The following is a 14,526-nucleotide window of genomic DNA, read 5'->3' as shown; positions in this document are numbered from 1 at the left end:
GCGGTGACGTCCTTACTTGACGAGCTTGTTGGCGGCCAGATCCCAGGTGGAGGCGGCGGTGCCCTCCTTGGTGCCATCGTCCTTCTGTGCGGTGAGTTCCCATTTGATCTTGGTGAAGTTCAGCGACAGGGTTTCCACCGGCTTGCCACCGGCACCACCGCTGACGCTGACGTTGGACAGCACCACATTGTCGAGGGTGTAGACGATGAAGGGCAGCAGCTTGCCATCGCCCTCGGCAGCGTTACGGCCGATGGTGATCGTGGCCGTGGTGATGGGCTTGCCTGCGCAGCAGAACTCGTTGAGTGAGGGAGTCGAGGTATCAACGAACTTGGTTACGGTGAACTCGCCGATATGTGGTTTGCCGGAAGTACGCTCCGAGTTGCTGACGTCGTTGGTGACCTGCATTGCCACGTTGTGGCTGTAGGACATCAATTCGATCTTGTCGGTGTAGCCCTCGAGCAGGCTGTCGCCTTTGATGTCGTCGCCGAGGTCGAGAATGATGGCATCCATCGCGGATAACTCCTGGGTCTGGAAACGGGGTGGATCTTGATGTGGGCGAGCCCCCGCCGGGTGAGTCGGCGGGGGCGTGGGGTCAGGCAGCTACCGGGGGCGGCAGGCTGGCCACCAGGCGGATCGAGGCAGTCAGCTCCTCCAACTGGAAGTGTGGGCGCAGGAACACCGTGGCACGGTAGACGCCTGGCTTACCGGCGACTTCCGAGACGTCTACGCGGGCTTCGCGCAGGGGGTACTGAGCCTTGATCTCCTGAGGTGCGTTGTCGTTGATCAGCACGTAGTCCGCGATCCAGTTGTTGAGGTAGGTCTGCACGTTGTCGCGGGTCATGAAGCTGCCCACCTTGTCGCGCATGATCACCTTCAGGTAGTGGGCGAAGCGCGAGGCCGCCAGCACGTAAGGCAACATGGCCGAGATGCGCGCGTTGGCGTTGGCTTCGTTGGTGTTGTAGACCTTGGCCTTGTTGGTGGTCTGGCCGCCGAAGAACACGGCCATGTCGGTATTCTTCTTGTGGCACAGGGAGATGAAGCCGAGGTCGTTGAGCTCCTTCTCGCGGCGGTCAGTGATCGCCACTTCGGTCGGGCACTTCAGCGACAGGTCGCCGGACAGGGTGCGGAAGGTGTGAGCCGGCAGGCCCTCCACCGCGCCACCACCCTCGGCACCACGGATAGCCGCACACCAGCCGTACTTGGCGAAGGCGCTGGTGATGCGTACGGCCATCAACCAGGCGGCATTACCCCAGAGATACTTGGAGTGGTCGGTACCGTTGACGTCCTCAAGATAGTCCATGCCTTCCACAGGCTTGGTATCCGGGCCGTAGGGCAGGCGTAACAGGAAGTTCGGTAGCACCAGGGAGACGTAGCGCGAATCTTCGCCCTCGCGGAAGCTGCGCCACTTGATCAGCTCCAGGCTCTCGAAGATCTTGCTGAGGTCGCGGGGGACGGCCAGCTCGGTGAAGCTGTTCATGTCGAACAGCTTGGGGTTGGCGGCGGCGATGAAGGGCGCGTGAGCCGCTGCAGCGACGTTGGAAAGCTTCTCCAGCAGGGCCACGTCCTGGGGATGGCGGCCGAAGGCATAGTCGCCCACCAGCAGGCTGAATGGGTGTCCGCCGAAGGTGCCGTATTCCTCTTCGTAGATCTTCTTGAACAGCGCGCTCTGGTCGAATTCGACGGCCTTCTCCAGGTCGTTCTGCAGTTCCTTCTGGGTGACGTTCAGCAGACGCAGTTTCAGGCGGCTACTGGTCTCCGTCTGATCCACCAGCATATGCAGGCCGCGCCACGAGGCTTCCAGTTTCTGCAGCTCAGGGTTGTGCAGCACCTCGTTGAGCTGGTCGCTGATGAGCTTGTCGATCTGACTGATACGGTCGTTGATCATGGCCACGGTGTCCTTGTCGATGGCCATGCCTTCGTCAAGAACTTGAGTGGCGAACTCCGCGAGCATGTCGCGGGCATATCCCTGCTGGCTTTCGTCGTGGGCCATACGGCCCTCGGCAATGATACGGTCGAGCAGGGTCAGGGTCTGTGTCGTGCTCTCGCTGGAAGCACCGGCTTCGGTTGCCATTGCGTTATCTCCGGGAGTTCAGGGGCGGTCAGGCCTGGGGTTCGGTCGGTGCTTCATCATCGCCAACTGAGTTGTCGGCTGGAGACTCGCCTGCAGCTTGGGCTGAAGTTTCGCCTTCGGGGCGTGCGGATTTGATTTCCTGCAGACCTTCGGTATTGCTCACTACGTCCTGCAACAGTTTGTCGAGGTCATCGTTGCCGTCGAGTTTGGTGAGCAAGTCACGCAGGCGCTGGCGCGCTTCGTACAAGCGACGTAGAGGCGTAATTTGCTTGACGATGTTTACAGGGTCGAAATCGTCGAAGTGGCGGAAGCGAAGCTCGACGTTGAGTTTGCTGCCGTCGCCGCTGATGGTGTTTTCCACCTGCAGGGTGCTGCGTGGCTCGATGGAGGCGAGCACCTCGTTGAAGTTATCGCGGTCGATCTCGGTGAAACGTCGATCAATCAGCTTGGGCAGCGGTGCTTCGGGTTTGCCAGAGAGGTCGGCGAGGATGCCGACCACAAGGGGCAGCTCCTTCTTTTCGATCGCATTGCCGATCTCGACATCGTAGGTGATCTGGACTCGGGGCGGGCGGATCCGGTCTAACTTGTGTTGCGTGCTCTCAGCCATGTTGGTTGGGCTCCGGGACAGTACCTGGAGCGCAATGCAGCGGACGGATCCCGTGCTCGCACTCCTTTGCTGGACCGCTACTGCAACGGGTAGCTGAAAACCGAGCCCGTCCTTGGCGATCCATTCACATCCGTCATGAGGACGAACTTTCATAGACGCTAGATCACGTCTATAAATTTGCAAATGTGAATTTCAAGGTGAAGTCTTCATGACACAGGGACGTTTGATTTCCTGCCTTCCTGCAGTGCTGTTAGGTCTGAGTCTTGTACTGACCGGGTGTGGTTTTCGAGGTGAGAGGATCGGTCTGGACAGTCTGACACTAGACGTGGCGGAACGCGCCAACGACGACACACCCATCGCCGTGGACTTCGTTGTTGTACGCGACCCAGACCTGCTCAAGTTGCTATCCGATATCCCCTCCAAGCAGTGGTTCGCCGAGCGAGACCAGTATCGCCGCGACTATCGCCAGCTGTTTTCGGTATGGAGCCTGGAGCTCGTGCCGGGACAATTTCGCGATGTTCACGACTTTCCTTTTGCCGGTGATAAGGCTGCTGGACTTTTGGTGTTCGCCGGCTATAACACTCCAGGCGCACACCGTTTGCGCCTGAATGAATCAGGACGTGTGTGGCTTCGTTTCGATAGCAGGGAGATGCGCTTGCTGACGGATCGGGATCGTTAGCCAAGCGCTGTGCGCGCAGCGTGCATGCCAAACAGCGGATGTAAAAGGGGAGTGGTATGAAGGTGTTGCCGGATGCAGTCTGCTGGCACGAGGGCATGCAACTGTTGCCTCAGCATTTCCAATTGCAGGGCATACGCGCGGAGGTTATCGCTGCGCTCTGCGCCAGAGCCAGCAATCCGTGGTTCTGGGGATTGACCGAGTTGGAAGTTGATCCTGTCGCGCTCAGTACCGGCCTGGTACGTATCCAATCCCTGGAGGCGATTCTGCCGGACGGTTTGCCCGTCAGCGTGCAACCAGGTAGCGGCAAGGTTGTGGAACTCGACGTCGGGCCTCCCGTGGCGGCATCAGCCAACGCTTGTGTAACGGTCTTCCTGGCGGTCAATCCCCTTGGCCGCAGCGGTCAGGTACTGCCGCTTAACGGGCGATTGCAGTCACAGCTTGCCGAGGCGATTCCTGATCTGGCCAGCGGTGAGCACCCGGAGCCGATTCTCGTTTGGCGTCCCAATCTACGGCTGGTTACCGATAGCGATAGGGCTGATTCGATCTGCCTACCCTTGTTGCGGATATCCAAGGAGGGGGGCGGGTTCGTCAGGCAACCCTACGTGCCGCCGATGGGGCTGATACTGCCGGAGTCGGATTTGGGGCAGATGGTCTCTGCGCTGTGCGCAAGGGGGCGGGAAAAATGCTTGTTCCTCGCAGGACGGTTACGTCAGGCCGAGCAGGCGGGAAATCATGACGACGCACAGGAACTCAGGCGACAACTGACAGCGCTTTGGGCGCGCCTTCCCGAAGTTGAAGTCGCCTTGAACAGCCGAGTGGCTACTCCGGCGAACCTGCATGGCTTACTGGCTGGATTGGCAGGTGCCTGGAGTGCATTGGATGCGTTAAGCGGCGTCCCTGCATTCGCTCCTCTTGACTTCCTAGAGCTCAAGCGCGGCTTCGATGAAGTGATCGAGTGGCTTCATCGGAAGCTGGACAGCATCCGCGTCGGATACCGTTGCCTGGTGTTCGAGCAGTCCGAGCAGGGCTTTTCCATTGATTTGCCAGATACCCAGACAGGCCGCCAGCGCCTTGTCGTGGGGCTGCGTATGCCCGCAGGTACCGGACAGGAAGCCGCGCAGGCGTGGTTAGGGCAGGTGGTGATTGCCTCGCGGCAACACGTAGCAACACTCGTACAGCAGCGTATGAGCGGTTTGCTTCACCAGCCCATGAACCGCAACGAACGAGCTGCGTACGGTGTGGGTGAGGAAACGCACCTCTTTCTGATCCAGGCCTCCGGTGACTGGTTCGATCCCGAACAGCCACTGTACTTGGCTGTCACCTCGCAGAGAGCGATTGCAAGCCCTTGGCAGGTTCTTTTATTCACGACCGATAGCCACTGAAATCAGCTTTCCCAAGCCAAGGATGCATAGATGTTGGAAAGGAGCGTTTCTCTTTACCCCCCCGAGTTCGGAGAGGCACCGCTGAGCCTGGCGTTTCGCGAGGCCTGGATCGAATGGCGAGGGGTCTGGGATGGCGTGGGGGGACTCAGCAATCCTGGTAATGAACAGATCGAGCGCATGGCGGAGGCCACGACTCTTGTGGTTCGTCGCCTTTGGCGCAGTGCATTCGCTAGTGTCGGTGCGTCCTCTTCCAGTCAGGTCAAGGCGATGGTCTATGCGTTCGTAGCCCTGGTTGACGAACGTCTTCTGTTCGATGATTGGCCGGGCCGGGCGGCCTGGCAGCCACGACCGCTGGAAACGCGCCTGTATGGTTCGCGCAATGCGGGTGAGCGCTTGCCCCGTGCCATTCACAAGCTGCTCAAGGAGCGTGCACCGGCGTCACGCGATCTGGCCAATGTCTATCTCCAATGCCTGATCCTTGGTTTCTACGGTGGCCTGCGCAGTGCTCGGGGGCGCGCGCTGCATGCGCGTTGGCGGCATGCACTTTTCACCTTTGCCTGGCAACGTGAACCGGCGATGAACGGGGCGATGAACAGCCTGGCGCGGCCGAGCCGTTCTGCGGCGTTACGCCTCCCCATGCGAAGAGTACTGCCGGATGGCATGCGTCTTGGGCTGGCGATCTGCGGTTTGTTGGTGGTTCTGAGTGTGGCTGGGCACTGGATGTGGAGTGACATCCAGTCGGAGCTGACGCCGTTACTGCATCTGGTCAGCCTTGAAGAAAGCGGGAGCCTGGCTGAATGAGTACTCTGGCGATCGTACTCAGCGTGATAGGCGTTCTCCTGCTGTTACTGGCATTGGTTGTACTGGTCTGGTGGTTGCGCACTCAATCCGGTATGGCCATCCGCAGTTTCTACGCCGCGGTGCGCAAGATGGAGCATGAGCAGGGCTTCGAGTCGCGCTATCAGGTTCCCTGGCTGATGCTGCTCGGCGACCCGCGCGAAGGCAGCCAGCTTTGTCTTGATTGGCAGCTCACGCCCGTTGGACGTCCGGCTTGGTTCGGCCGCTGGTGGGCCGACCAGGACGGTGCCGTGCTGGTCGTGCCTCAGGGCGTATTCCTACCCCACGATGGCAGTAACGCTTCCACCTTCGTCTGGCGTCGCCTACTCGGCATGTTGCTGAGGTTACGGGGGCAGCGCCCACTGGATGGCGTGATCTGGAACATCCCTCTTGGTCAGTTGCAGGACGGTGCACAGAGTGTCACCGACGTGATCGTTCTGCGCCGTCGCTTTGCTGAGCTGCTCCAACGCCTTGGCCTGGGACTGCCGGTATATGTCGTTATCACGGGTTTCGAGGATATGCCAGGCTTCCAGGAGCTGGTCGCCGCACTGCCCGAAGAGGGGCGCGAGCGCCTGCTGGGTTGGTCATCGCCCTATGGACTGGATGCCGGCTGGCAGAGTCATTGGCTCGACGATGCGGTGGATGCCGTGGTGCAGAGCATGCAGGCAGCCATCATCGAGGTCGGGGCTCTGAAAGGCGAGCTAGCCGAGGATTTGTATCGCTTGCCTGACCTGTTGCTGGCGCTCAAGGGCAATCTGCGCACCCTGTTGGAGCCGGTTTTCCAGGGCAGCACTCATGGCGAGGCCCCCAGGATTCGAGGCCTTTATCTGGGGGCTTCCCAGGCACGCACAGAATCGAATCCTGCGCAGCTTTACCCCGATGAACTGCCGGCGAGGCAGGGAGTGTTCACGCAGATGCTCTGGCGGCAGCGATTTCTGTCCGAACAGGGGTTGGCACAGGCCCTGCCGCGAGTTCTGCGCCTGCGTCAGCGCTGGCAGAAAACGGTGGGGGGCGTTGCGGTAGTGCTTGGCCTTTGCTGGCTGGTGGGCATGCTGTGGGTATGGCAGGGACGACAGCAGGATGCGCGTGAACTGAGCCGCCTATTGCAGGCGACGCATGCCGGACATGTCAGTCTGCGTGCACCCGAGCGTCGCCAGGAGCAGGCGCGGCTCAACGTTCAGGCCTTCTGGACGTTGTTGCAGCAATCACCTCGCTGGCATTTTTCATCGCTGGTCTATCCCTCGTCCTGGGGTTCTTCGCTAGATACCCAGATGGATCAGTTGTTGCGCAGCATGGCTCGCCGCGAGGCCTTGGTGCCGTTACAGCAACTGCAGGATTACCAATTGAGGACGTTATTGACGATCCGCAATGAGCAACGGCGCCCTGATGTCGAGAGTGCTCAGCCGGATCAATGGCCCACGTACGTGAAGGCTCGCACCCTGGCTGAGGGGGTGGTCAGCCTGGAGCGACACAATCGCCTGCTCAACGATGCCCTTATCGGCCAGGAGGGCGTCATCGAGCCGCTGTCCCAACTGAGCAACGATGCGCTGGGGCTGAGTCTCGACCCCTCCAGCCTGCCCAAGCGAGCCTTTTATGACCAGGCCCTGCGTAACCTGGCTGCACCCGCCCTGCGTCCTGTGGATCTGGAGCCCAATCGCAAGCAGCTATCCGGGCAGTTCCAGGCGCTGATGAAGTTCTGGCTGGCGCAGTACTTTCTGGCGGGTAACTTCGTCACCCCTGCCGGTTATCTCAAGAGACACTTGAACGATCTGGAATACGGTCGGGATACCTCGCTGAACAAGCTTGAGGAAATCAACGGCCTGATCGCTCATCTTGAGGATCTGATCGTCCTCACCAACTCTGCCTGGAGCCATGGCAGTAGTGAGGAGTTGGTGCCGGGTTTTCGCGACCTGATGAATGACGTGAAGCAGAGCCGGCTCCTGGGGCCAAACATAGAGGCTTCCGTCACCCTCGAGGCCGAGCAGTTACGCAGAAGCTTCCATAGCCAATGGATCGAAGGGGCTGCGAGCCGCGATAACCTGCTGCAGCGCCAGGCCGGTGGAACGCTGGTGCTGCAAGAGCACATCAGCAAGCTGTCGAGGAGCATTGGTGATCTGCTCAAGCGCGATTTTGCCGTGAGCGCGATGCGCCGCCCCGATGGCGCCATCGATTCCCGGGCCCTCGGCAACGTGACCGAGCAGCAAATGACTCAGGCGTTGGTCTACCAGCAGAGCTATCAGAGCTTCGTGACACAAGAGCTGGCGCAAATAGCGCCGGATTATCGCGCGGGTATGCTCAAGGCCGCGGAGCAGGCCGCAGCACTGGCGATGTGGTCGGAACTGACCGCCTCCCCAGCAGGTTACAACTACGGCTCTGCACAGAGCAGGTTCAATGTCTCCGTCGAACAGGCCATGCAGGTGATCCAGGCACTCAAGGCCCTTGGTCGTGCCGATCTGGCCAGTACGTTGCAATCCCAACTGACCTTGCGTGCGATGGTCGACGTCGACGCGGTTCTGACGGATATCGACACCTTGCCGCTATTCATCAAGCGCTACCCAATTTCCGAGTGGGACGGTAAGCCCAATCTGGGACTCAGGCTGTTTCGCGCCACTGACGTCCAGGATCTGAAATCATCTCTGGCCCGACAGTTTGTGGAAATCAGTGCCAGCACCGACAAAGTGAGGCCAGAGCTGACGTGGTTGAGGATGCAGGCGGATCTGCCATTGCCCCTGCAGGAGAAAGTATCGAGGCTTGGCTCGATAAGCGATGAGATGCAGAAGTACAAGGCGCAGAACCCGAGCAGCTCACCGGCATTGTTCGAGCAACTAGTGAGCCGAGATCTGGTGGAAATAGATCTTGGCAATTGCCAGCAGGTGCTGTCGACCGCCAGCCTGCCACAGAACGATGGAGATCTTGCCCGTTATACCCGGAGCATTACCGAGCAGGTACGCCAGCGCTGCAACCAATTGCAGATGCAGGACGCCGCAAAAGCCTGGAATGCACTGGTGGACTACTTCAACCAGTACCTGGCGGGGCGCTTCCCATTCTCCTACAGCCTGGAAAGTGGCGATGCTGATCCAGCGCGTGTCAAACACCTGCTGGAATTGATCGATACCCATCTGGATGCGGCCGAGAAGGGACTGGTTTTGGCGCCGCCAGGCAGTCGGCTGGCCGCAGAAGACTTCCTTTCCCGGATGAAACAGGCCAGAACCTGGCTCGGGCCGATGTTCATACGCGACCCGTCAGGAACCATCGGTGTGGAACTCGAAGTCCGCTGGCGAACGGATCGTGAAGAGGAGCGGGGGGCTGATCAGGTGATCGCCTGGACATTGAATGGCGCAGGCCAGCAGATTGCTCACCCTGGTGAGGCCGGTCAGCGTCTGCGCTGGAATGTCGGAGACCCGCTGCAACTCGTGTTGCGCTGGGCCCGCGACAGCAGCCAGCGGCCGTCGATCGATCCCCTGCAACCGAGCATGGCCGTCAATGGCCTGGAGGCGGGCTGGGAATACCGTGGTCCATGGGCGCTGCTGCGTATGATGCGTTCACATGTGGTACCGCAACGTTTGCCGAACATGGACTACACGGACTTTCCTCTGACCTTGCAGGTTCCCGTACGGGGTGCCCTGGATGCCAGTCCGCAGGCTCAGATGTTCATCGGCCTGTCACTGCTCAGCCAGGGCAGCAAGCTGCCTCTATCGATTCAGCCTCTGCCGGTCGTTGCACCCGGTTCGCCATTCACCAATTTCCAGTTGCAGGCGCTGCAAAGTGCGGAGATTACGCCATGACCAGCGTCTCGATCGGACAGTATCTGGAGCCCATCCCAGGCGATGCCATTTGTGGCCCCAGCTTGCGTTATGAAGGCGCGTGGGATCGTCTACGGGAGCTACGCCGCGAGGATGACGCCAGCTTGCCGACCGGCGTCTGGCAAAGCGACCTCAAGCGTGGCGATTGGGCCGCGTTGGAGCAGCTTGCAGGCGATCTGCTGCGCGAGCGCAGCAAGGATCTGATGATTGCCGTTTGGTTGGGCGAAGCCTGGATACGTCGGCACGGACTTGCAGGTGTGCGTTCGGCAATGGAGTTGCTGGTGGGGCTGTGCGAGCGCTTTCCGGATGATCTACATCCGCAACCCGAGGACGATGATCGTTCCTGGCGTGTCTTCCCACTGGAATGGATGATCCGCCAATACCGCTCCACGCTCCTGACGCAGATCCCGCTCTTCGGTATCGATGCTGAAGAGTTTGCGCATGTCACGCTGCACGAATGGTTGCAATTGCAGCAGCGCCAAGTACAGGCGAGCGATAGCAAGCAGGACAAGATCGCCGCCGAGTCAGCCCGACTGGAGTATCGCAAGCTGCATGAAAAACTCAGGCAGATACCTGTAAGCCACTATGTCGCTGCCGACGCTGACCTGAGAGCGGCTCTCGCGGCTCTCGAACGGCTGGACAACTGGAGTGAGGGGTGGCTGGCCGATCTGGCTCCCAGCTTTGGCCCCCTGCGCCAGACATTGACCAGCCTGCGTGTTCAGCTTGAGGAGTTCGTTCCGATGTCAGAGCAGATCCCGTCATCCGAGCCAGAGAGCGATGCTGTCATGGACGAGCCGACAGCCGAACCCTCTTCCACCGCCTTGCCTGCAGTGGGCGCGCCCAGCAGCCGCGAGCAGGCTTACCGACAGCTGGCACAGATCGCCGACTACCTGGCCAGAACCGAGCCGCACAGTCCCGTCCCCTACGTCATTCGCCGGGCCGTGGAGTGGGGCAACCAGCCTCTTGGCGAACTGCTGGACGAGTTGATCAGCGCTGATGCCGAGTCCAGACGTTTATGGAAACTGCTGGGGGTACTTAAGTAAAAACGCCGACGCAATGGGAGGAGCAGCGTTCCCGAATCCTTCGTCCCGATCCAAATACTCTCGCATGAAAGCCTGGTCAGAGATGACCGGGCTTTTTTGTATTGCGGATTTTTCAACCCGAAGTATCAGCGTCAGGCTACGGCTTCCAAGGCCTGATCATCGTTGAGTCTAGGGTCAAGGGTTCGCGGATGGCTGCCTTCCGGGTGTGCATGCCGAGTGCCTCACTTCTCGCTGGCCACAAGACACCTTCAAATGCTCTGGACAGGAGTCGCCGATTGGGGGGAACGGCTGCTCAGCAACGTTCACACGGCTGGAGCTGCGGCGGTGCCAAGTGGCAGGCTCAGGCGGAAACAGATGGGCGTTTCTTCGCCACGACTCTCCAGGCAGATATCGCCACCATGCAGCTCTATGATCCGCTTCGCCAGGTGCAGGCCTAGGCCAGCGCCGGGGCTGTGTTGGGCCTGGCTGCCGCGAAAGTATTTCTGGAATAGCAGCCTGGACTGGTCTTCCGGAATCGCAGGGCCTTCGTTGCTGATCTGGATGTCGAGAAAACCTGGGCGGTCACTCAGTCGCAGTTCGATGGCGCTGCCGGCTGGCGCATGGCGGTCGGCGTTGGCGAGAAGGTTGCGCAGGGCGATCTTGATCAGGCTGTCATCGCAACGGATCGCGTCTTGAGCACTGAGGTTGCGAATGACGATCCGGCCAGTTGGAAGATCCGCACTGCTTCTTTCCATCAGCGGCTGCAGGGCGTGATCCGTATCGCACTGGATGGCGGTGGTACCCTCCATGCGATCGTGGCTCAGGTAGTGATCGACTAGGGTGAGTAGACGCGACGAGGCTTCTCGGATGTTCTTGCAGCGCTTCTCGTTACGCTCGGGCGCAGCGGACAGATTGCGGGAAATCTGCTGGGCCGACGTCGAGATGATGGCTAGTGGGGTTCGGAATTCGTGCGAGACCATGGCCACGAAGTCGCGTTGTTCTTCTCGCGTTCGTTTCTCTTGTTGCAGGGTTTCGCGGAGTTCGCCTTCCAGCAGCGTGCGTCGGCTGATTTCTTCACGCAGTTCCTGAGTGCGTTCGACGATCTGCTGTTCCAGGTTGCTGTTGTGTTCCTGCAGCAACAGTTTGAAGTCGAGTTGAGCGCGGCGTTTGTCCTCTTCGAGCGTGCGGTAGTGATGGATGATGCGCATGCTCATCAGTGCCATATGCAGCAAGGTGCCGATGGCCACGGCATTGTCGGTCATGAAGGTGGTGGGAATCACGCCCAGATTGCGCATGAAACTGATGATGACGCCCGCGTAGTAGATGCCGAACACCAGCAGGAACACGCGCGCGGATTTTTGCCCCTTGAGCAGTAGCCACAGCGCCGTGCTGATGAGCAGTGCGATGTTCAGTAACGAGAACACCTGGGTCAGCGGAGCGCCGATCTGGTAATGGCCGAACAGGATGGTGGTTGCCGCCAGTGCGCTGACGACTAGGCAGATGCCGGTGAGGATACGCCGCAGGCCGGCAAATTCGCTGATCTGCAGCTGGCGCTGGGCGAATATGAAGCCGATCGGCAGGCTGGCCGCCATGATGCAGCCCAGCATGCGGTCGCTCCAGGCTACCGGAAGGCCCGTAGCCTGCTGAATCAGCCCGGTGCTGAAACTCTCGATCAAAAAGCAGCACGAGACATAGATCAGATACCAACCGCTCTCGGGGGCGTTCGTCATGCGCCAGAACACGCTGTGGAACACGATCAGCGCCAGATAGATACCAAAGTACAGGCCGAGGCCCAGGTATTCGTTGCGTGCCTGCTGGTGGAACTGCGATTCCGGCATCAGGCGCGCGCTGACGGACATCGCGTTCTTGGTCTTCAGGCGCAGCAGCAGGGTATGAGGCTCGCCATTCTCGAGGCTGATGGGGAAGGAGGCCGTGCGGTAGTTCACTGGCCACAACGTCCGATCCAGCGTCTCGCCGCTATGCCGTTCTCGGATCGTGCCATCCTGGCTGAGGTCATACAGCGTCACTTCGTCGAGCAGCGCGTTGCTCAATGACAGCATCCAGGCCGTTGGCGCAGCCTGTTCAGCCTGTATCTGCAATTTCAACCAGATGACGTCATAGGTGAAACCGGCGTTCAGGGGGCCTGGCAGTTCGATCCAGTCGCTGGATGCCAGTGCGTTTGCCGCGTCCAGTGCGCCAGTTGGGTCAGTGAGCCGCTCCAGATAACCGTTGGTATTGGTCGCCTGGGCCTTGAGCATCAGCGTGCTGGCCTGGGCGGGCCATGAACATATCAGGCACATCAACAGCAGATAGCGGAGGAACTGGATCATGGGGCGGGTTCTGCAAGGCCTGATGAAGTTGGAATTCTAACCGGTGGTGGCGTTTTATCGATGGAGCACTCAGGTTTGCTCGGTTGGTTATGGCAGAGCAAGGAGTATCATGGCGGGACTTTGCCTGGGGCGCTGCAACGCCCCCGGTTGCTGATGAGAGCGCATAGGTGAAACGAGTTTCACATTCTGAAAACGCTGCCGTGCATGAGTCGTCGCAGTTGAGGCTACTGGTGGTGGAATCCTTGGCAGGCGGGCTTCTGAGCACCTGCCTGCATTTGCACGAGCATGTCTCATACCTTCAGCTCAGCACCGCCGAGGGGGTGTCGGAAATCGACGTGGCGCTGCTCGCGCCTCATATCGTGCTGCTCGAACTCGATGTACAGGCGGGCGCCAAGCTGGATCTGGCTGCACGCATGCATCGTCTTTGGCCTGGTGTTGGGCTCATTCTGGCCTGTGAGCCCGAGCAGATGAACCTGCGTCTGCAGGGGTATGCGCACGGTGCTGATTACTGTCTGGTCAAGCCTCTGGTGGAGGTCGAGCTCGTTTCGGTCATCGACGCGCTGGCTCGGCGCCTGCGTATGCAGGTCGCGCCCGCAGGTGATTGTTGGGTCATCGACTCGCAGCGGCAGATGCTCGGCTTGCCCGATGGTCGCTTCCTGGAGCTGAGTCGCAACGAATACCTGGTGCTTCAGTGCCTGCAACGCGCGCCGGATCAGACGGCCAGTCGGCAGTCGCTTGCCGAGGGCCTTGGGGTCAATTACATGACCTACGACGAGCGGCGCCTGGAGGCCATCGTCAGTCGGCTGCGCCGCAAGATTTCCACATTCGCTGGGCGGGAGGCCCCGATCCGGGCTCTGCGCAACAAAGGGTATTTGTTCACCGGCAACCTGCTGGCGCGTCATCGCGAGCAGGGCAGGGCCTAGGCGCGGATCTGCGTGGGTTCGTAGAAACAGTAGCCGCTGTTGCGCAGCGTTTTCAGGGGCAGCTCGAGCCCGGTGGCCTGTTCCACGTTGCGCCGCAGGCGGAGGATTTGCGTATCCAGGCGGCGCTGGTCGTAGGTCAGGTAGTCCTCGTCGAGTGCTTTGACGATTTCCCGGCGTGAAACGGTGTTGCCGGCGTTGCGCATCAGGCAATACAACACCAGTGAGTCCTGGTGGGAAAGCCGCAGCCCCTGGCGGTTAGGGGCCTTGAGTTCTCGGGGGCCCATGTCCAGCTGCCAGGGCGACGATTCCCGTTGCAGACCGAGCCGGCGGCGCAAGGCATCGAGTACGGCGGCCAGTTCGTCCAGGTCGCAGCCCTTGGACAGGTAGTGGTCGACGCCCTGGCGAAAGCCGGTGACACGGTTATCGGGTGTGCCGCGTGCGGTGAAGGCGATGATGCCTAGCGTACTGCCGCTGCTACGCAGTTGGCGAATCAGATCCAGGCCATCGCCATCCGGAAGGCCCAGGTCGATCACTGCCAAATGATGGCGACGCTCGTCGAAGGCTTCGGTGAAGGCGGCTAGGCTTTCGACGGCGGTCACGCGATAACCGCAGTCCTCGAGAAACTCGGCCAGTTCCTGGGCGAGAACGGGTTCGTCTTCGAGCAGGATGAGGTCAATCATGGGCAGTCGGGCAAGAGAAAATACATCCAGGAACAGGTTCGCCGGCCCTTTTTTGTAGAGGGCGCTTTTGGGAAGTCTAGCCAAGCCTGCCCGGCTATCGAAAGGCGTTAGTGGAAATCACCTGAAAATGTCAGGTTTTGTCAGTTTCGTTAAATGGCACAACGCTAGTATTGGGGCGCCGGTGCGACTCCC

11 protein-coding genes are annotated in these 14,526 nt (G+C 60.2%); 6 read left to right on the top strand and 5 right to left on the bottom strand.

The genetic code is table 11. The features are described 5' to 3' along the window. Positions 1 to 12: 12 nt before the first annotated feature. The 3 genes from C7A17_RS26040 to tssB form a co-directional block, all read right to left on the bottom strand. Complete coding sequence (locus tag C7A17_RS26040) at positions 13 to 510, bottom strand: Hcp family type VI secretion system effector (protein ID WP_037002048.1); 498 nt, start codon at positions 508 to 510, stop codon at positions 13 to 15. A gap of 82 nt (positions 511 to 592) precedes the next feature. Continuing rightward, on the bottom strand, positions 593 to 2,071 hold the full coding sequence (gene tssC, locus C7A17_RS26035) for a type VI secretion system contractile sheath large subunit (protein ID WP_106742349.1): 1,479 nt from the start codon (positions 2,069 to 2,071) through the stop codon (positions 593 to 595). Positions 2,072 to 2,099: 28 nt separating this feature from the next. Next, a complete protein-coding gene (tssB, locus tag C7A17_RS26030) occupies positions 2,100 to 2,678 on the bottom strand; it encodes a type VI secretion system contractile sheath small subunit (protein WP_106742347.1) in 579 nt (192 codons plus the stop codon). A 208-nt stretch (positions 2,679 to 2,886) separates the two neighbouring features. Between tssB and C7A17_RS26025 the strand changes: the two genes are divergently transcribed. From C7A17_RS26025 to tssA, 5 genes are read left to right on the top strand one after another with little or no spacing between them, the layout of a single operon-like run. After that, positions 2,887 to 3,357, top strand: coding sequence for a type VI secretion protein (locus tag C7A17_RS26025; protein WP_106742345.1), 471 nt, complete (start codon positions 2,887 to 2,889; stop codon positions 3,355 to 3,357). A gap of 56 nt (positions 3,358 to 3,413) precedes the next feature. Then, on the top strand, positions 3,414 to 4,739 hold the full coding sequence (gene tssK, locus C7A17_RS26020) for a type VI secretion system baseplate subunit TssK (protein WP_106742343.1): 1,326 nt from the start codon (positions 3,414 to 3,416) through the stop codon (positions 4,737 to 4,739). Positions 4,740 to 4,769: 30 nt separating this feature from the next. Continuing rightward, positions 4,770 to 5,540 (top strand): DotU family type IV/VI secretion system protein, encoded by a 771-nt coding sequence (locus tag C7A17_RS26015; protein WP_106742340.1) that lies wholly within the window; start codon positions 4,770 to 4,772, stop codon positions 5,538 to 5,540. Then, positions 5,537 to 9,361: a type VI secretion system protein gene (locus C7A17_RS26010; protein ID WP_106742337.1), complete on the top strand. Its 3,825-nt coding sequence runs from the start codon at positions 5,537 to 5,539 to the stop codon at positions 9,359 to 9,361. The genes C7A17_RS26015 and C7A17_RS26010 overlap by 4 nt, the downstream gene beginning before the upstream one ends. Continuing rightward, complete coding sequence (gene tssA, locus C7A17_RS26005) at positions 9,358 to 10,422, top strand: type VI secretion system protein TssA (RefSeq protein WP_106742335.1); 1,065 nt, start codon at positions 9,358 to 9,360, stop codon at positions 10,420 to 10,422. Before C7A17_RS26010 ends, tssA begins: the two co-directional genes overlap by 4 nt. A gap of 302 nt (positions 10,423 to 10,724) precedes the next feature. Here tssA and C7A17_RS26000 read toward each other — a convergent pair whose 3' ends face one another. After that, positions 10,725 to 12,731, bottom strand: a complete 2,007-nt coding sequence (locus C7A17_RS26000; RefSeq protein WP_106742332.1) for a sensor histidine kinase — start codon at positions 12,729 to 12,731, stop codon at positions 10,725 to 10,727. A gap of 242 nt (positions 12,732 to 12,973) precedes the next feature. On the opposite strand from C7A17_RS26000, the gene C7A17_RS25995 reads away from it, so the two are divergent. After that, on the top strand, positions 12,974 to 13,654 hold the full coding sequence (locus tag C7A17_RS25995) for a response regulator transcription factor (RefSeq protein ID WP_158704711.1): 681 nt from the start codon (positions 12,974 to 12,976) through the stop codon (positions 13,652 to 13,654). Here the strand turns inward: C7A17_RS25995 and C7A17_RS25990 are convergent. Continuing rightward, positions 13,651 to 14,334: a response regulator transcription factor gene (locus C7A17_RS25990; RefSeq protein ID WP_106742328.1), complete on the bottom strand. Its 684-nt coding sequence runs from the start codon at positions 14,332 to 14,334 to the stop codon at positions 13,651 to 13,653. The two genes, C7A17_RS25995 and C7A17_RS25990, sit on opposite strands and share 4 nt — an antisense overlap. Between the last annotated feature and the right edge of the window lie 192 nt (positions 14,335 to 14,526).

The organism is Pseudomonas mendocina (assembly GCF_003008615.1).
Classification (GTDB): domain Bacteria; phylum Pseudomonadota; class Gammaproteobacteria; order Pseudomonadales; family Pseudomonadaceae; genus Aquipseudomonas; species Aquipseudomonas mendocina_C.
This window is presented reverse-complemented; position numbering and strand designations above follow the sequence as displayed.

Excerpts from the sequence above, each read along its gene's own strand:
- C7A17_RS26015 (WP_106742340.1), top strand. The coding sequence starts at position 4,770 with ATGTTGGAAAGGAGCGTTTCTCTTTACCCCCCCGAGTTCGGAGAGGCA.
- C7A17_RS25990 (WP_106742328.1), bottom strand. The coding sequence starts at position 14,334 with ATGATTGACCTCATCCTGCTCGAAGACGAACCCGTTCTCGCCCAGGAA.
- C7A17_RS26040 (WP_037002048.1), bottom strand. The coding sequence starts at position 510 with ATGGATGCCATCATTCTCGACCTCGGCGACGACATCAAAGGCGACAGC.
- C7A17_RS26025 (WP_106742345.1), top strand. The coding sequence starts at position 2,887 with ATGACACAGGGACGTTTGATTTCCTGCCTTCCTGCAGTGCTGTTAGGT.
- tssB (WP_106742347.1), bottom strand. The coding sequence starts at position 2,678 with ATGGCTGAGAGCACGCAACACAAGTTAGACCGGATCCGCCCGCCCCGA.
- C7A17_RS26010 (WP_106742337.1), top strand. The coding sequence starts at position 5,537 with ATGAGTACTCTGGCGATCGTACTCAGCGTGATAGGCGTTCTCCTGCTG.
- C7A17_RS26000 (WP_106742332.1), bottom strand. The coding sequence starts at position 12,731 with ATGATCCAGTTCCTCCGCTATCTGCTGTTGATGTGCCTGATATGTTCA.
- tssK (WP_106742343.1), top strand. The coding sequence starts at position 3,414 with ATGAAGGTGTTGCCGGATGCAGTCTGCTGGCACGAGGGCATGCAACTG.
- tssA (WP_106742335.1), top strand. The coding sequence starts at position 9,358 with ATGACCAGCGTCTCGATCGGACAGTATCTGGAGCCCATCCCAGGCGAT.
- tssC (WP_106742349.1), bottom strand. The coding sequence starts at position 2,071 with ATGGCAACCGAAGCCGGTGCTTCCAGCGAGAGCACGACACAGACCCTG.